This window comes from Nocardiopsis sp. CNS-639 (assembly GCF_000381685.1).
Classification (GTDB): domain Bacteria; phylum Actinomycetota; class Actinomycetes; order Streptosporangiales; family Streptosporangiaceae; genus Nocardiopsis; species Nocardiopsis dassonvillei.
On the sequence record NZ_KB906879.1, the window covers coordinates 1 to 16,121 of the forward strand.

Below are 16,121 nucleotides of genomic sequence, written 5' to 3' on the forward strand. Positions count from 1 at the left end.
CCGCCACCGACAACGCCTTCTTGGCCTGCTCCTGACCGATCACGTACGAGTCCAGGAACTCGTAGATCTCACGGGGCTTGGGCAACGAGTCCCAGGTGAGCTCGGTGGCGTCGGCGAGTTCCTCTTCGATGATCTCGTTGCACAGATCAATGCACTCATCGCAGATGTACACGCCGGGGCCGGCGATGAGCTTCTTCACCTGCTTCTGGCTCTTGCCGCAGAACGAGCACTTCAACAGGTCCCCGCCGTCGCCGATGCGTGCCACCCAGCCACTCCTCAAAACTAAGGCCGCCCCGTCGGTGCCGCTCGCGCGGGCAACCGCCCGGAAGTCGAAAATCTTCCGTGACCGTCCACAGCGGTGGTCACGGACGAGGCGATCTGTGTGTCGCTCTCCGTCAGACTAAGCGAAAAACCGGACCGGCTTCACCACCGGGCTCCCCCAGGCGGGTCATGGGCCGGTCCGGCCTGCGCTTCACCTTCGCCCGGACGTCCTGCCCGGCGCCGCGTCCGCGCGCCCGGTCAGGCCGTCCGGCTGTGCCGCGGCCCTGCGTCAGGACTTCAGGGAGGCCTTGCGGTAGGGCAGCACGAAGTCGATGATGCCGTAGTCCTTGGCCTCCTCGGCGGTCAGGATCTTGTCCCGCTCGATGTCCTTGGAGACCTGCTCGACGGAGCGCCCGGTGTGGCGGGCCAGAGTGGTCTCCAGCTGCGTACGGATACGGGTGATCTCGTTCGCCTGGATCTCGATGTCGCTGGCCTGGCCGTGCATGCCCTCGGTCGCGGGCTGGTGGATCAGGATGCGGGCGTTGGGCAGCGCGCCGCGCTTGCCCTCCGTCCCGCCCGCGAGCAGGATCGCGGCGGCCGAGGCGGCCTGGCCGATGCACACCGTCTGGATGTCGGGGCGGACGAACTGCATCGTGTCGTAGATCGCCATGAGGGAGGTGAAGGAGCCTCCCGGCGAGTTGATGTACATCTGGATGTCCCGCTCGGAGTCGAGCTGCTCCAGGGTGATGAGCTGGGCCATCAGGTCGTTGGCCGACGTGTCGTCGATCTGGACGCCGACGAAGATGATCCGCTCCTCGAAGAGCTTGTTGTACGGATTCATCTCCTTGACGCCGTAGGACGTCCGCTCCACGTAGGACGGCAGGACGTAGCGACCCTGGGGGGCCATCGAGGCCGCGCCGCCGATGAGACTGGGGTTGAACTCGGTCATTTCACGCCTTCCACGCACTGCGCCGTTCCTGGGATGAGGTCCGACGGATCAACTCTGGGTTCGGCCCTGGGTCACGTCGAGGGTCCCTTCGAGGACCTCGTCGATGAAGCCGTACTCCTTGGACTCCTTGGCCGTGAACCAGCGGTCGCGGTCGGCGTCCTTCTCGATCTGCTCGACCGTCTGGCCCGTGTGCTCGGAGATCTTCTCGATGAACATCTTCTTCACGTAGAGCAGCTGGTCGGCCAGGATGCGGATGTCGGAGGCGGTACCACCGATGCCGCCGGACGGCTGGTGCATCATGACGCGGGTGTGCGGCAGCGCGTAGCGCTTGCCCGGCGCTCCGGCGCACAGGAGCATCTGGCCCATGGACGCGGCCATACCGATACCCACGGTGCGCACGTCGTTGGGGATGTACTGCATGACGTCGTAGATCGCCATGCCCGCGGTCACGGAACCGCCGGGCGAGTTGATGTACATGGTGATGTCGCGCTGGCGGTCCTCCGCGGACAGCAGCAGCAGCTCACCCACCAGGCGGTTGGCGATCTCGTCGTCGACCTGCTGGCCGAGGAAGACGATTCGCTGGCGCAACAGGCGCTGAGGCGTCTGCTCAAGCAAAGGGGAAATCTGCGTCTCCGACGTACGGGCGTCGAAACGCGGGGACTCTTCAAAGGTCGACGGCACTCTCGTCACCTGCTCCGGAATCGAAACGGTTGCGATACAGCGACACTAACGCCGTGCGGCACCGCGCTCGTCCGGTTCGCGCCCCTGTTCGCTTTGAGCGCAGGGTGGCACGATCTCCGTACAGGGCGTTCTTCCACAGGCGAACACGACGCGGGCCCCGCCCGACCCGGAGGGTCGGACGGGGCCCGTACGCGCGAAGCCTGGGGGCTACCCGGGGCCTACTTGGCCTCGTCAGCCTTGGCCTCGTCGGCCTTCGTCTCCTCAGCCTTGGCCTCGTCGGCCGCGTCCGCGGTGTCGGCCTCGGCGTCGGCCTCGACGGCCTCCAGGGCCTCACCCGCGGCGACGGCGGCGGCCTTGGCGGCCTCCTCCTCGGCGGTCTCCTGCTCGACGACGTTGCCGTCCTCGTCGGTGATCCGGGCGCCGGCCAGGACCAGGTCCATGGCCTTGCCGCGGACGACCTCGGTGAAGGCGACGCGGATCTGGTTGGACTCGACCAGGTGCTGGGCCAGCTGGTCCGGGCTCACGCCCATGCGCTGGGCCTGCTCGAAGACGTACTGGCTGAGCTCGCCCTGGTCGGCGCTCAGGTCCTCCTGGATGGCCAGCTGGTCGAGGATGAACCCGGCCTTGACCGCGGAGCGGGCGCCGGTGGTCAGCTCCTCGTCGAACTCCTCCTCGGTCTTCTCCTGCGACTCGAGGTAGGCCTCCTTGGTGAGGCCGCTCTGCGCGAGCTGCTGCTCCAGGCTCTGGCGGCGGCGGGTGATCTCCTCCTCGACGACCGACTCGGGCAGCGGGATGTCGACGGAGTCGATCAGCTGCTCCAGGGCCTTGTCGCGGGCGGCGGAGAGCTGCTGGAGGCGGCGGACCTCGCCCATGCGGTTGCGCACGTCCGCGCGCAGCTCCTCGATGGTGTCGAACTCCGAGGCCAGCTGGGCGAACTCGTCGTCCAGCTCGGGCAGCTCCTTGACCTTCACGCTGTGCACGGTGACGGTGACGTCCGCCTCCCGGCCCTCGTGCTCACCGCCGACGAGGGTGGTGGAGAAGGTGGCCTCGCCGCCGGCCTCCATGCCGCGCAGGGTCTCGTCGAGGCCCTCCAGCATGGTGTTGGTGCCGACCTCGTAGGAGTAGCCGCTGACCGCGACGTCCTCGAGCTTCTCACCGTCGACGGCGGCGGACAGGTCGATGGACAGGTGGTCGCCGTCCTCGACGGGGCGGTCCACGCCCACCAGGGTGGAGAAGCGCTCGCGCAGGGTGCCGATCTGCTCGTCGACCTGCTCGTCGGTCACCTCGGCGCTGTCGACGGTGACCTCGATGCCCTTGTAGTCCTCGACCTCGAACTTGGGGCGGACGTCGACCTCGGCCGTGAAGGCGAGCTCGTCGTTGTCCTCCAGCTTGGTGACCTCCACGTCGGGCTGGCCGAGCGCGAAGAGCTCCTCCTTCTGGATGGCTTCGTTGTAGAGCTCCGGAACGGCGTGGTTGACCGCTTCGCTGATCACCGCGCCGCGGCCGACGTAACGGTCGATCAGCCGCGCCGGCGCCTTGCCGGGGCGGAAGCCCTTGATCCGGACCTGCTTGGCGAGCGACTTGTACGTCACGTCGAAAGCGTGATCGAGCTCCTCGAAGGGCACCTCGATGGTCAGCTTGACCCGGGTGGGGCTCAGCTCCTCGACATCGGTCTTCACGGGGCGGTACTCCTAGGTTTGCCGGCTGGTGTCCGCGTCGGCCCGCAGGCGCACCACACACAACGGCGAAAGGCACGCGCGCACCCCCGGGGTCTTGACGACCGCATCCAGCTGGGGTGCCCTGCGACGGGCTGGGACTTACAGTTTCCTGCTGATCGCACCAAGTCTAGGGCAGATAGACAGGGGGCCACGGCGCGCGGCCGGAGCCGCTGCCACGGTGGTTTCGTCGGGGTGGCGGGATTCGAACCCGCGGCCTCATGCTCCCAAAGCATGCGCGCTAACCAAGCTGCGCTACACCCCGTGTGCCGAACCAAGGATGGCACTCCCGAAAGGTGTGTGCGACCACGGCTCCGGAGACTGTAGTCTTGTCCCCGTCGGCTCCACGAGTCTAGAGGACACTCGAAGTCTCCGGTGCCACGCGGGCGTAGTTCAATGGTAGAACACCAGCCTTCCAAGCTGGCCATGCGAGTTCGATTCTCGTCGCCCGCTCCGCTCGGGGCGAGCTGTGCACTCACGTGCCAGCTCGCTTCGCCATTTCCCCCGGGGGACAACCCCCGAACCCCCGCACCACACTCGGGACAAGCTGTGCACTCAAGCACCAGCCCGCTTCGCCATTTCCCCCGGGGGACAACCCCCGAACCCCCGCACCACACTCGGGACAAGCTGTGCACTCAAGCACCAGCCCGCTTCGCCATTCCCCCCGGGGGACGCCCCCTTGCCCTCCCCACACTCCCTCCTTCATTCGTGATTTCGGACGTTTCCGGCATTCCATCGAGTGGATTCTCCGGTGATGTAGCTCACATTCGCGGGCCACTCCCCCGCCCCGAAGGCGAACCGTGTTCGGCCGGTGCGCCCCGAGAAGGAATACCCGTCCCGAACGGATACGTTGACCTTTCGGGCGAGCCCGCGGGCGCGATCGGATCCGGGCGCCCTCAGGCCTGCCGAACGGGTGGTGGAATGACGGACACGGAAGCGACGCAGGGACCCGGCACCGCGCTGAGCGCCCACTGGTTCGAGCGTCCCGACCCCCTGGTGCGACCGGCGGTCGTCACCGGGGCCTTCGACGTCCTGCACGTCGGACACGTCCGCTTCCTCCGCTCCATCGCCGACCGGGGGCTGCCCCTGGTGGTGGGCGTGGAGTCCGACGCGCGCGTGCGCGCCTGGAAGGGCCCGGGACGCCCCGTGAACCCCGCGGAGGAGCGCGCCGAGACCGTGGCCGCCCTGGCCTGCGTCACCGGCGCGTTCGTCATCGAGGGACCGCCCGAGGTCGCCGACTGGGCCTCCTACGCCGAGGTGCTGCGCCCCCTGGCGCCCGCCGCCCTGGCCTACACCGCCGGGGACCGCTACACCCAGGCCAAGATCCGCGGCGCCGACGCGCTCGGCGCGCAGGCCTGGGAGCTGCCCTTCACCCCCGGCCGGTCCACCACCGCGGCCCTGGGCCGCCTCGCCCACTCCCTCTAGTACCGGCAGGACCTCTCCCCGACCCGTCGCGACGGCTGGCGGCCCCACCCGCCCCGTGACGCGTGCGGGTCCCTCCCCGTGCCCGCAGGCGACCTGGGAAGCGGTGCACACGCACCGGTGTTGACGCTTGCGTGGCGAATAGGCAAGCAGAACGAGGCTGTTCATGACAATGATGTCCGGCAGGCCCTCCTACAGGGCCCTGGTCAACGACGGGAGCGCGAAGGGGCAGTCACTGCCCCCCGGAATCACCCGACGCATCATCTCCTACGCCCGCCCGCACTGGCGGGTGATCCTGTGTTTTCTGCTGGTGACGACGGTCGGCGCCGGGATCGTGGTCGCCAACCCGCTCCTGCTCAGGGCCATCATCGACCGCGGCATCCTGACCGGGAACACCGCGCTGGTGGTGTGGCTGGCGCTCGCCGCGGCGGGGCTGGCGGTACTGGAGAGCGGACTGACCCTGCTCGGCAGGTGGCTGTCCTCCCGGATCGGCGAGGGGGTCATCTACCAGCTGCGCACGCAGGTGTTCACCCACGTCCAGCGGATGCCGGTGGCCTTCTTCACCCGTACGCAGACGGGGTCGCTGATCAGCCGGCTGAACACGGACGTGGTGGGCGCGCAGCGGGCGATCACCTCCGTCCTGCAGTCGGTGGTGTCCAACGTGGTGAGCGCGACCGCGGTGATCGTGACGATGATCGCCCTGTCGTGGCAGGTGACGCTGATCGCGCTGGCCCTGGTTCCGCTGTTCGTGGTCCCCGCCAAGGTGATCGGGCGGCGGCTGGCGCACATCTCCCGCGACGCGATGGACACCAACGCGGACATGAGCTCGCTGATGACCGAGCGGTTCAACGTCGGCGGGGCGATGCTGGTCAAGCTGTACGGACGCCCCGAGGAGGAGTCGGCGGGGTTCGCCCGGCGCGCGAGCCGGGTCCGGGACCTGGGCGTGCGCCAGGCGGTGTTCGGCTCGCTGCTGTTCAGCATGCTGGGCCTGATCACGGCGCTGGCCATGGCGATGGTCTATGGCGTCGGCGGCGTGCTGGCGATCGGCGGGGCCTTCGAGGTGGGCACGCTGGTGGCGCTGACCACCCTGCTCGCCCGCCTGTACGGGCCGGTGACGACGCTGTCCAACGTGCACGTGGAGATCATGACCGCGCTGGTCTCCTTCGACCGGGTCTTCGAGGTGCTGGACCTGGAGCCGGGCATCAGGGAGAGCCCCGACGCACGGGACCTGCCCGGGGAGCGTCTGGGCGTGGAGTTCGACAACGTGTCGTTCCGCTACCCGGCGGCGAAGGAGTCGTCGGTGGCGTCGCTGGAGCTGACGCCGCAGGCGTCGGTGGACGAGGACACCCAGGTGCTGAGCGGGGTGTCGTTCCGGGCGGAGCCGGGGACGATGGTGGCCCTGGTGGGGCCGTCCGGAGCGGGCAAGACGACGCTGACGCACCTGGTGTCGCGCCTGTACGACCCGACCGAGGGCCGGGTGCTCCTCGGCGGGCTGGACCTGCGCGAGGTGACCGGCGACTCGCTGCGCGAGGCGGTCGGCGTGGTCACGCAGGACGCGCAGCTGTTCCACGACACCGTGGGGGCGAACCTGCGGTACGCCCGGCCGGAGGCGACCGACGCCGAGCTGGAGGAGGTGCTGCGGATGGCGCGGCTGGGCACCCTCCTGGACCAGCTGCCCAACGGGCTGGACACGATGGTCGGCGACCGCGGGTACCGGCTGTCGGGCGGTGAGAAGCAGCGGCTGGCGATCGCGCGTCTGCTGCTGAAGGCGCCGTCGGTGGTGGTGCTGGACGAGGCGACGGCCCACCTGGACTCCGGGTCCGAGGCGGCGGTGCAGGAGGCGCTGTCCGTGGCGCTGGAGGGCCGGACCTCGCTGGTGATCGCGCACCGGCTGGCGACGGTGCGCGAGGCGGACCAGATCCTGGTGCTGGAGGACGGCCGGATCCTGGAGCGCGGCACGCACGACGAGCTGCTGGGCCAGGGCGGGCTGTACACGGCGCTGTACCGGACCCAGTTCGCCCCGCAGAGCCGGTAGTGCCCGTGCCGGGGACCGACCCGGTGGGACGGTTTTCCGGCGCGTCCGGGCGGCCGCCTGCCGGGAGCCTCTCCGGCGCCGGGGCGCGGGGCCTCCGGGGGCCTGGGGTCAGTCCCCGCCGGACTCACCGCCCTTCTTGGACTTCTTGTCCTTCTTGGCTTTTTCGGCCTTCTTGGCTTTCTTGTCGTCCTTCTTGGACTTCTTGCCCTTCTTGGGCTTCTCGTCCTTCTTCTTCCCGCCGTCCTCGCTCAGGCGGGCGGCGGCCTCGCGCCTGTCCTTCTTGCGCTCCTTCTTGGCCGCCTTGGAGTGCTTGGGCTTCTTGCGCTTCTTCGGCTTCTTGGCGTCCTTGGAGGTCACGTGGTCGGCCAGGACGGCGGGCAGCGGGGCGATACCGGGCCCGCCCTCGAAGATCCAGTCGTCGACGGCCTCGACCAGCTTGTCCTCGGTGACCTCCCCCAGCCACACCGGGCGGCCTCCGGCGGCCCGTCCCGCCGAGGACGGCTGGACGACCACCACGTTGGCCTGGAAGCAGATGCCCAGGCACTTGCTGGTGCGGACGGGAACGCTGCGGCCGGAGTGGTCGTCGATGGCCCTGAGGCGGGCGAGCTGGGCCTTGTGGTCCACCCCGGGGACCTTCTTCTTGGTACCGCAGCAGCAGCCCCGGCACACCGTGAGCTGGCAGGGACGTCCTTGGGCCGTGTCCACTCTTCTCCCTCCGCGCTCCCGCCGAACCCCAGGAACCGTTAGGTTCGCCTTACCTCATCAGCGTAATCCGTGTCCGGAACCGCCTGACCAGCGGGTACGCCCTCGGGCTCGATGTCCTCCACCGGCGCGCCCCCGTGGACGGGCCCGGCAACCACCACGGGGCGCCAGGTCTCGGGCAGCCCCGCGCCGCCGTCCCCGCCGTTCCACCCCGGCGCCCACACGAACGGCAGGCCGGCGGCGAACACCGGCCCCGGGCGGTCCATGAGCTGCATCCGCACCTGGGGCTCGGTGCAGGCGCCGGAGTTCCCGCAGCGGGCCAGTGCCTGACCGGCCCGGACGCGGTCGCCGCGGCGGACCGCGAGCGATCCGCGCTCCAGGTGGCCCAGGAGTACGTAGGCGCCGCCCACGTCGATCACCAGGTGGTTGCCGAGCAGTCCGGCCGGGCCGCGCAGCTCCCGCAGCGTGTTCTCCACGACCGAGCCGAACAGCCAGGGCCAGGAGTTGCGGCTGCGGTGGTCGCGCTGGCTCCCGTGCGCGGTCACCACCGTCCCGTCGGCGGGCGCGTGGACGGGTTGGCCAAAGGCCGGGAAGTCGCCCGGCGGGCGGCTGAGCGGCCGCCAGCCGATGTCGGGGCGGGCGCCCGCGCCGGGTTCGGCGACCAGACCGAGCGCGTGGGTCTGCCCGTAGGCGTGGCTGCCCTGGCTCGGCACGCTGTCCACGGGGCTGGTGAGCGCCATCCACCTGCCCCGCACGGGCGGCTCCAGCACCCGGGGCTCGCACCGCACGGTGCCCAGTCGCAGGTACACGGCCAGCGCGGCGGCGAACAGGACGCCGCCCACCCACCAGGAGAGGCCGAGGTAACCGGCGAGGAGGGCGAGGGTGGCCGTCCACATCAGCGGCATGCGAACCCTGGCGAGCAGCAGCGGCCAGCGGGGGACGGGGCGGCCGGAGGGGGACGGGGATCGGCGCGGGGCGGGTGAGGGCATCCCTCATTGTGGACGTCCCGCCCGCCCCGCGTGAAGACGGGCCGCGTTACCTCGGGTTCTCCCCGTCCCGGCGGATCTCCCCGTCCGGCCGGGTCCGCTCGTTCTCCCGAGCGCGCTTGCGCAGGTACTCCGTCGCGGCTCCGGCGCCCCGGTCGATCCTGTCGTCGTGGGCGCCGCCGGTGGCCTTCTTGGCGGCTCTGGCCGCCTTGCCGACCAGGCCCTGGGCGTGTTCGGCGTTGTCGTCGACGGCCTTCCTCAGCCGTTTGAACGCATCTCCGGTACCGGACATGTAATCCTCCCTCGATCCGTCCTGCCCTGTCGCGATACCCGGTTCCCGCCCCGTTCATGCCGGTGGGGCGTCCGGGGCGGGCTCGGGGACCAGGTCAAAGACCCAGGACCACGGTGGCGATGGAGAAGTAGATGAGCAGGCCCGTGGCGTCCACGATGGTGGTCACCATCGGAGAGGACACCACCGCCGGGTCCACGCCCACCTTGCGGGCGAGCAGCGGCATGGACGAGCCGATGGCCGCCGCCCACGTGCACACCGCGATCACCGAGCACGCCACCACCACGGCGACGTCCACGCCCACCAGCAGGGAGCCGATGCCCAGGGCCAGCACGGCCAGGAGGAGTCCCAGCAGCAGGCCGACCCGGGCCTCCTTCCAGATCACCGAGGGCAGGTCGCGCACCCGGACCTCGCCCACGGCCAGGGCGCGCACGATCGCGGTGGCCGACTGGGCGCCGACGTTGCCGCCCGTGCCGATGAGCATCGGCACGAACAGGGCCAGGGCGGTGACCGCCTCCAGGGCCGACTCGAAGGCCTGCATCACGTTGACCGTGAGCGTGGCCGCCACGATGAGCAGCATCAGCCACACCGAGCGCGCGCCGACCAACCGCAGCACCCCGACGGACACGTAGTGCTCGCCGACCGGGCTCGCGCCGGACTGGAGGGCCATGTCCTCGGAGTCGGCGGCCTCGATGACCTCCAGGGCGTCGTCGAAGGTCAGCAGACCCACGAAGCGCTCCTCGGAGTCCACCACCGCCAGGGCGACCAGGTTGGCCTCCTGCATCAGGCGGGCGGCGTCCTCGACCGGTTCCGCGGCGCGCACGCGCGGCGCGAACACGTCCACGATGTCCTTGATCAGCCGTTCGTCGTCGCTGACCACGAGGTCGCCCAGCGTCACCGTCCCGACCATGCGGCGGCCGTCGCTGACCACCGGCAGGGTGTAGATGGTCTCGGCGTCGGCCCCCCGCGCGCGCACGACCTCCAGGGCGCGGCCCACCGTGAGGTCGCGGTGCAGGATGACCGTCTCGGGGGTCATGTACCGGCCGACGGAGTCCTCGGGGTAGCCCAGCAGGGCGGCGGTCATCCTGCGTTCGGCGGGGCTGAGCCCGGCCAGGGCACGGGTGGCGATCTTGGCTGGCGCCTCGCCGATCAGACGGGCCCGGTCGTCCGGGTCCATCTCCTCGAGGATCTCGTGGAAGGCCGTGTCCCGCAGCCCGAGCAGGATGGACTGCTGCTGGCCGGGGTCGAGCTCCTCGAAGACCTCCAGCTCGCGGTCCTTGTCCAGGAGCCGGAAGGGGATGATCGCCTCGCTGCCGTCCATGCGGGAGAGTTCGTCGGCGATCTCGTAGGGCCTGTGTTCGGCCAACCAGAGCCGGATACCGGTCAGGTCGTTGTTCTCGACCAGATCGATCAGTTCTTCAGCGCGCTCGCCTTCTGACATGCGAAGCACCCCCTCGCATTCTTCTGCGCCCGGTGGGAAGCACCACGGGCGGCACCGGATCCTGGGAAAAGCGGTGGGCCGGTGGTTCCACGGCCCCGCTCCGGTCCCGTTGTCACTGGTGTGGTGAACCGTGCGTCGGATGGGTCTTCCGGGGGCGGAAAGGGCGGGCACGGTGATCCGGGGACGTGTACGGTCTGACCGCCGTACGCGGGACGGGGAGCACCCCGACCCTACCCGTCGAGGCGGTCCAAGAGCACACCGGACACCTCACCAGCACGCCGGAAGCCGCCCGGCGGGTCAGTCCCGCCAGAGGACGACCAGGGCGCAGTCGTCGTTCTTGTCCCTGCTGAGGGTGTCCACGATCTCGTCCGCCCCGGTGGCGAAACCGCGCGGGACGAGCTGCTCGGCCGCGCCGAGGAGGCGGTCGATTCCGGCGTCGAGGTCCTCGCCCGGGGTCTCGATGAGGCCGTCGGTGCAGAGCATGATGGCGTCGCCGGGCCGGAGCCTGCCCTCGACGGAGGTGTAGGTCATCTCGGGGATCACACCGAGGACCACGCCCTTGGCCTCGGTGGTGCTCCACAGCCCGCCGCCGCTGTCGTAGTGCAGCGCGGGCGGGTGCCCGGCGGAGGCGATCTGGTACTCGCCGGTGTCCAGGTCCACGCTCAGGTGCACGGCGGTGACGAAGCCCTCGCCACCGCTGTTACGCATGAGGTAGTCGTTGCAGTGGGCCAGGAAGTCGCGGGTGGGGACGGCCCCGATCAGCCCGCTGAAGGCGCCGGAGAGCAGCAGGGCCCGGGTTCCGGCGTCCACCCCCTTGCCGGAGACGTCCACGACGGCCACGTCCAGCCGGTTCTCCCTGCGGATGGAGACGACGAAGTCGCCGCCGAAGGACGAGCCGCCCGCCTGGCGCAGGACGGCGGTGCGCCCCCAGCCCTCGGGCAGCCGGGGCAGCTTGCCCTGGCGGCGCAGGCGGTCGCGCAGGTCCAGCAGCATCATCTCGCCGCTGAGGCCCTGGACTCCGAGGCGCTCGCGCACCCCGGACAGCAGGTAGGACAGCACCGCGGTGACGCCGATGGTGACCAGCAGGCCGGGGCCCACCTGGCCGAAGTCGAGCATGAAGGCGACGAAGACCAGGACGGCCGCGACCACGGCCAGCAGGAAGGCCAGGCTCTTGCGCTTGAGGAGGAGGCCGCCCGCGAGGACGGTGAGGATGGTGGAACTGGGCGGGAACCAGCCGGTGGGACCCCACACGGCGCCGACGCCGATGCCGACGGCCAGGGCGACGAGGGTGATCAGGACGAGCCGGTAACGGAACAGCACCTTGCGCCGGAGCACCGCGACGAGCCGCTGCGCGGTGGAGCGCAGTAGCCGGGTGGTCTTGGCGGTCGGTGTGGGCTTCATGTGTCCCCTGCGTTGCACACCCGCTCACCAGCGGGGGTTCGGTTCTCGGACGGCACGGTCGGGATGGGCGCGGGAGCCGCGTCGCCGCCGGGGGCCGGCGCACGGGGCTGTGTGGGGCACGCCCTGGCCGTGGTTGCCGGAGGTGCCGACCGGAGGGCACCGCCGCGCCGCGGGCAGCGAGGCCCGCAACTGTGCACGAACTGTAGCGCGGGGGGTGTCGCCGTGGCACGTGCAACCAGCAGTGTTCTCCACCCAAACCGAGGATTTGGGTTCAGCCGATAACCGAGCGTGTGGATTCGGGCATCGTTCCGGCGTCCGAAAACCGTTCCGTAAGCCGGGTGTTCATCCCTCTCGGACACTCCCGAGCGGTCGGGCTCCCCGCCGCCGATCGGGTCCGCGCCCCGTCGGCGCGGTCCGCTTCCAGGATCCCACGGTGCCGCGGCCCGGACCGGGGACTCTCGCCCTTCCGGTCCGCGCCGGAGGCCGCCGCGCGCGTACGGACGCCCCCGCGCGCGGCCTTCGGGCCCTCGGGGAGCGGTCCACGGGGTTCTGGAGGCGGCGGAGGCGGGGCTGCGAACAGGACTGCGCCGCGGGCGACCGTCGAGGGTGGTGGGCCCCGGTACGGGCCGTCTCACCGGAGACACCACCGCGCCTGCCGCGGCCCCGTTCCCGCGTCGAAGGGCGCCCGGACGGGGAGGGTACCGCGCGTGGCGGCGGTCGAAGGCGGTGGCCCGCCCCGCCGCGAAGCGCCCCGGAGGGCGGTGACGGACGACGGGCGGGCCGAAGCGAAGCGGAGGTCCCCGGAACCCCGCTCTAGGGGAGCGGGGGCAGCTCGCCGGTCTCCTCGTAGGCCGTCAGCATCGCGATGCGGCGGGTGTGCCGTTCCTCGTCGCTGTACGGGGTGGTGAGGAAGACCTCCACGAACCGGGTGGCCTCCTGCGCGGAGTGCATCCTGGCGCCGAGGCTGAGCACGTTGGCGTCGTTGTGCTCACGCGCCAGGCGGGCGGTGTCCTCGCTCCAGGCCAGGGCCGCGCGCACGCCCCTGACCTTGTTCGCGGCGATCTGCTCGCCGTTGCCGGAGCCGCCGATGACGACGCCCAGGGAGCCCTTGTCGGAGGCGGCGCCCTCGGCCGCGCGCAGCACGAAGGGCGGGTAGTCGTCCGCGGCGTCGTAGGCGGCGGGCCCGGCGTCGACGACGTCGTGGCCCTGCTCCCTCAGCCAGGAGACGAGGTGTTCTTTGAGCTCGTAGCCCGCATGATCTGATCCAAGGTAAACACGCACGGGTCCAGTCTGGCAGGTCACGGCGGTGACAAGCGCAGCGCCCCGCTCGCTGGGCGAGGCGGGGCGCGGTGGTACTCGTGTCCCTCAGATGGAGCCGGAGGCCGCAGCGGCGACGCTCAGCCCGAGGACAGCGAAGAGGGCCATCGAGCCGATGGCGATCACGTTGTAGAGGACGATCGCCTTGAGGTCCTTGCCGAGAGGACCTGCCTTGGAGACCGCGGGCTTCTTGCTCAACTTCCACCTCGTTAGGGTTCGACCAGGGATATCCCGTCGGAAATTTTTCCACACCGCACAACGTGGTTCCCACCGGGGCCGATTCCACGCGGGGGGCCGCGGGGGCCGTGAGTCCGCGCACACCCGTCGGCGGGTGCGCGCCACCGGTTCGCGCGCCGGGCTCCGCGGGGCCCGGCGCACGCCCGGCGTCACAGCTGGATGGCCTTGACCTCGCAGAACTCCTCCAGGCCGTGGGCGCCCCACTCACGGCCGTTGCCGGAGCGCTTGTAGCCGCCGAAGGGGGCGCGGGGGTTGAGGGCGCCGCCGTTGACCTCCACCTGTCCGGCCCGCAGGCGCCGGGCGACGGCCAGGCCGCGCTCGGGGTCGCCGGACCACACCGCGGCGTTGAGCCCGTACACGGTGTCGTTGGCGATGGCGACCGCCTCCTCCTCCGTGTCGTAGGGGATCAGCACCAGCACGGGGCCGAAGATCTCCTCCTGGGCGACGCGCATGCCGTTGCTCACGTCGGCGAAGACCGTGGGGTTGACGTAGTAGCCGTTCGGGCGGCCCTGGACCGGTTCGGGGCCGCCGGTGACCAGGCGGGCGCCCTCCTCCACTCCGAGCGCGAGGTAGGAGCGGACCCGCTCCAGCTGGTCGGCGGAGACCAGCGGGCCCATGCGGGTGGCCTCGTCCGCGGGGTCGCCGGGCGCGTACTTGGCCGCGGACTCGGCGGCCAGGGCGACGGCCTCCTCATAGGAGTCGCGGTGCACCAGCATGCGGGTGAGCGCGTTGCAGCTCTGCCCGGTGTTGCGCATGACGTCGGCGACGCCGCGCTTGACCGCCTTGACCAGGTCGGCGTCGGGCAGGATGACGTTGGGGGACTTGCCGCCCAGCTCCAGGGCGACCTTCTTGACGGTCTCCGCGGCGACCTGGCTGACCCGGGTCCCGGCGCGCGTGGAGCCGGTGAAGGACACCATGTCCACGCGGGGGTGGGCGGCGATGGCCTCGCCCACGACCGGGCCGGTGCCCGAGACCAGGTTGAACACGCCCGCGGGCAGGCCCGCCTCGTGGAACACCTCGGTGAGGGCGTAGGCGCTGAGCGGGGCGACCTCGCTGGGCTTGAGGACGACGGTGTTGCCCGCCAGGAGGGCGGGGACGACCTTGAGCACGATCTGGTGGAGCGGGTAGTTCCACGGGGTGATGGCGCCGACCACGCCGACGGGCTCGCGCACGATGAGCGAGTTGCCCACCCGCTCGCCGCCGAAGTAGCGCTCGCCGCTCTCCTCGACCAGGTCGATGTAGGTCTGGAACATGCGGGCGGGCAGGCCCGCCTGGACCTTGCGTGCGAACACCGCGGGGGCGCCCATGTCCCGGGTGAGCTCCGCGGCGATGTCGTCGATGCGGGTGTTGAACAGCTCCAGGGCCTTGGCCAGGTGGGTGACGCGCTGCCCGGGTGTGAGCGCGGACCAGGCGGGCAGGGCCGCCGCTGCCGCCGCGACCGCGGCGTCGACGTCCTCGGCGGCCCCGGCCGGAACGGTGTCGATGACCTGCTCGGTCGCCGGGTTGACCACGTCCAGTGCCTCGCTGGAGGCGGAGTCGCGCCAGGCGCCGTCGATGTAGAGGGATCGCATGGCCCCACTGTCGCAGAACGCGATTCGGGTTGGCCAGCCCGGGGCTCCGGGCCGGTGCTTTCCCCGATACCGGGATCCCGCGCGGCCCCCGTGGAAGGCACCGGACCGGCCCCGGTACGGGTCCCCGGACCGGCCCGGGGACCGACCGCGGGACCGGTCGCCCGCCGGATCAGTCCCAGTGCGGGGGGCGCTCCGCGAGGAGGCGCGCGGTGGAGTCGTCGTCGGAGTCGCCCCAGCCGGGGCCCCTCTCGTCGCCGGTGGTGTCGGGCAGGATGTCAAGATCGTCGAGGAAGTCGACCCTGCGCTCGTCGTCGGGTCCGGACACGGTCCCCCGCCCCCTTCGCGTTCGTCGCGGCGGGCCCCCGCCCGCCGCCGGTGTTCGCCTCCAGTGTGCACCCCCGCGGGCTCGGCGCGGCCGTCCGCCCCGCCGGACCGGGGCGGGGGCCCCGGCGGACACGGGTCAGTCGAAGATGGGGTCCCGGGTGCGGGTCCGCTTGAGTTCGAAGAACCCGTCGGTCCCGGCGACCAGGAGCACGCCGTCCCAGAGCCTGCCGGCCGCCTCGCCGCGCGGGATCGGCGTGACGACCGGTCCGAAGAAGGCGGTGTCGGCGACCTGGACCACGGGGGTGCCCACGTCCTCGCCGACCAGCTTCATCGCCTCGGCGTGCGAGGCGCGCAGGGCCTGGTCGTAGTCGGTGGACGCGCCCGCCTCGGACAGGTCCTCGGGCAGTCCGGCCTCGGCCAGCGCCGCGCGGATCGTGTCCGTGGTGCGCGGTTCGCCGCCGTTGTGGAAGCGGCTGCCCAGGGCCGTGTACAGGCCGCCCAGGACCTCGGGACCGAAGCGCTGTTCGGCGGCGACGCACACCCGCACCGCCTCCCAGGACCCGTCGATGCTCGCGCGGTAGTCCTCGGGCAGGTCGCGTCCCTCGTTGAGCACGCCCAGGCTCATCACGTGCCAGCGCACGCGGACCGGCCGGACCTTCTCCACCTCGATGAGCCAGCGCGAGGTGATCCAGGCCCACGGGCAGGCGGGGTCGAACCACATGTCCGCGTGGACGGTCTCCTGCCCGTCACCGGGGTCGAAGGTCTGCGTCATCGCTGCTCCTCGGATCGC

General features: G+C 71.1%; 16 protein-coding genes and 2 tRNA genes. 3 read left to right on the forward strand and 15 right to left on the reverse strand.

Going from position 1 to position 16,121, the window contains the following annotated elements; genetic code table 11:
• From G011_RS30280 to G011_RS0126120, 5 genes are all read right to left on the reverse strand, one after another.
• Positions 1-265, reverse strand: a 265-nt coding sequence (locus G011_RS30280; protein ID WP_036553135.1) for a ClpX C4-type zinc finger protein, incomplete at its 3' end; no start/stop codon positions are given.
• A 285-nt stretch (positions 266-550) separates the two neighbouring features.
• Complete coding sequence (locus tag G011_RS0126105) at positions 551-1,210, reverse strand: ATP-dependent Clp protease proteolytic subunit (RefSeq protein WP_013154410.1); 660 nt, start codon at positions 1,208-1,210, stop codon at positions 551-553.
• 48 nt (positions 1,211-1,258) lie between these two features.
• Positions 1,259-1,891 (reverse strand): ClpP family protease, encoded by a 633-nt coding sequence (locus G011_RS0126110; protein ID WP_013154411.1) that lies wholly within the window; start codon positions 1,889-1,891, stop codon positions 1,259-1,261.
• Positions 1,892-2,109: 218 nt separating this feature from the next.
• On the reverse strand, positions 2,110-3,570 hold the full coding sequence (tig, locus tag G011_RS0126115) for a trigger factor (RefSeq protein WP_019611044.1): 1,461 nt from the start codon (positions 3,568-3,570) through the stop codon (positions 2,110-2,112).
• A gap of 226 nt (positions 3,571-3,796) precedes the next feature.
• A tRNA-Pro gene (locus G011_RS0126120) sits at positions 3,797-3,871 on the reverse strand.
• Between the two features lie 117 nt (positions 3,872-3,988).
• Between G011_RS0126120 and G011_RS0126125 the strand changes: the two genes are divergently transcribed.
• From G011_RS0126125 to G011_RS0126135, 3 genes are all read left to right on the forward strand, one after another.
• A tRNA-Gly gene (locus G011_RS0126125) sits at positions 3,989-4,059 on the forward strand.
• Positions 4,060-4,527: 468 nt separating this feature from the next.
• Positions 4,528-5,031 (forward strand): adenylyltransferase/cytidyltransferase family protein, encoded by a 504-nt coding sequence (locus G011_RS32220; protein ID WP_019611045.1) that lies wholly within the window; start codon positions 4,528-4,530, stop codon positions 5,029-5,031.
• A gap of 169 nt (positions 5,032-5,200) precedes the next feature.
• Positions 5,201-7,063 carry an ABC transporter ATP-binding protein gene (locus G011_RS0126135; RefSeq protein WP_019611046.1) on the forward strand — a complete coding sequence of 621 codons (1,863 nt, stop codon included), beginning with the start codon at positions 5,201-5,203 and terminating at the stop codon, positions 7,061-7,063.
• 108 nt (positions 7,064-7,171) lie between these two features.
• On the opposite strand, the gene G011_RS0126140 is transcribed toward G011_RS0126135, so the two are convergent.
• The 10 genes from G011_RS0126140 to G011_RS0126185 all read right to left on the reverse strand — a co-directional run bounded on the left by G011_RS0126140 (position 7,172) and on the right by G011_RS0126185 (position 16,103).
• Positions 7,172-7,768 (reverse strand): hypothetical protein, encoded by a 597-nt coding sequence (locus G011_RS0126140; protein WP_026338676.1) that lies wholly within the window; start codon positions 7,766-7,768, stop codon positions 7,172-7,174.
• Positions 7,769-7,806: 38 nt separating this feature from the next.
• On the reverse strand, positions 7,807-8,754 hold the full coding sequence (locus G011_RS0126145) for a M23 family metallopeptidase (protein WP_019611048.1): 948 nt from the start codon (positions 8,752-8,754) through the stop codon (positions 7,807-7,809).
• A 46-nt stretch (positions 8,755-8,800) separates the two neighbouring features.
• Positions 8,801-9,043 carry an Rv0909 family putative TA system antitoxin gene (locus G011_RS0126150; protein ID WP_019611049.1) on the reverse strand — a complete coding sequence of 81 codons (243 nt, stop codon included), beginning with the start codon at positions 9,041-9,043 and terminating at the stop codon, positions 8,801-8,803.
• A gap of 94 nt (positions 9,044-9,137) precedes the next feature.
• On the reverse strand, positions 9,138-10,481 hold the full coding sequence (mgtE, locus tag G011_RS0126155; RefSeq protein ID WP_013154418.1) for a magnesium transporter: 1,344 nt from the start codon (positions 10,479-10,481) through the stop codon (positions 9,138-9,140).
• Between the two features lie 297 nt (positions 10,482-10,778).
• Positions 10,779-11,882, reverse strand: a complete 1,104-nt coding sequence (locus tag G011_RS0126160; RefSeq protein WP_013154419.1) for a PP2C family protein-serine/threonine phosphatase — start codon at positions 11,880-11,882, stop codon at positions 10,779-10,781.
• Positions 11,883-12,695: 813 nt separating this feature from the next.
• Entirely contained in the window at positions 12,696-13,163 is a 468-nt protein-coding gene (locus G011_RS0126165; RefSeq protein WP_013154420.1) for a ribose-5-phosphate isomerase, read from the reverse strand.
• A gap of 84 nt (positions 13,164-13,247) precedes the next feature.
• The gene (locus G011_RS32225) at positions 13,248-13,397 is read right to left on the reverse strand and encodes a hypothetical protein (protein WP_013154421.1); all 150 of its coding nucleotides are present in this window, start codon (positions 13,395-13,397) and stop codon (positions 13,248-13,250) included.
• A 188-nt stretch (positions 13,398-13,585) separates the two neighbouring features.
• Entirely contained in the window at positions 13,586-15,007 is a 1,422-nt protein-coding gene (locus tag G011_RS0126175) for an aldehyde dehydrogenase family protein (RefSeq protein ID WP_019611050.1), read from the reverse strand.
• 169 nt (positions 15,008-15,176) lie between these two features.
• Positions 15,177-15,332 carry a hypothetical protein gene (locus G011_RS32230; RefSeq protein WP_013154423.1) on the reverse strand — a complete coding sequence of 52 codons (156 nt, stop codon included), beginning with the start codon at positions 15,330-15,332 and terminating at the stop codon, positions 15,177-15,179.
• Positions 15,333-15,467: 135 nt separating this feature from the next.
• Positions 15,468-16,103, reverse strand: coding sequence for a DsbA family protein (locus G011_RS0126185; protein ID WP_019611051.1), 636 nt, complete (start codon positions 16,101-16,103; stop codon positions 15,468-15,470).
• Positions 16,104-16,121 lie beyond the last annotated feature (18 nt).

Excerpts from the sequence above, each read along its gene's own strand:
- G011_RS0126105 (WP_013154410.1), bottom strand. The coding sequence starts at position 1,210 with ATGACCGAGTTCAACCCCAGTCTCATCGGCGGCGCGGCCTCGATGGCC.
- G011_RS32220 (WP_019611045.1), top strand. The coding sequence starts at position 4,528 with ATGACGGACACGGAAGCGACGCAGGGACCCGGCACCGCGCTGAGCGCC.
- G011_RS0126135 (WP_019611046.1), top strand. The coding sequence starts at position 5,201 with ATGATGTCCGGCAGGCCCTCCTACAGGGCCCTGGTCAACGACGGGAGC.
- G011_RS0126145 (WP_019611048.1), bottom strand. The coding sequence starts at position 8,754 with ATGCCCTCACCCGCCCCGCGCCGATCCCCGTCCCCCTCCGGCCGCCCC.
- G011_RS0126150 (WP_019611049.1), bottom strand. The coding sequence starts at position 9,043 with ATGTCCGGTACCGGAGATGCGTTCAAACGGCTGAGGAAGGCCGTCGAC.
- mgtE (WP_013154418.1), bottom strand. The coding sequence starts at position 10,481 with ATGTCAGAAGGCGAGCGCGCTGAAGAACTGATCGATCTGGTCGAGAAC.
- G011_RS0126160 (WP_013154419.1), bottom strand. The coding sequence starts at position 11,882 with ATGAAGCCCACACCGACCGCCAAGACCACCCGGCTACTGCGCTCCACC.
- G011_RS0126175 (WP_019611050.1), bottom strand. The coding sequence starts at position 15,007 with ATGCGATCCCTCTACATCGACGGCGCCTGGCGCGACTCCGCCTCCAGC.
- G011_RS0126185 (WP_019611051.1), bottom strand. The coding sequence starts at position 16,103 with ATGACGCAGACCTTCGACCCCGGTGACGGGCAGGAGACCGTCCACGCG.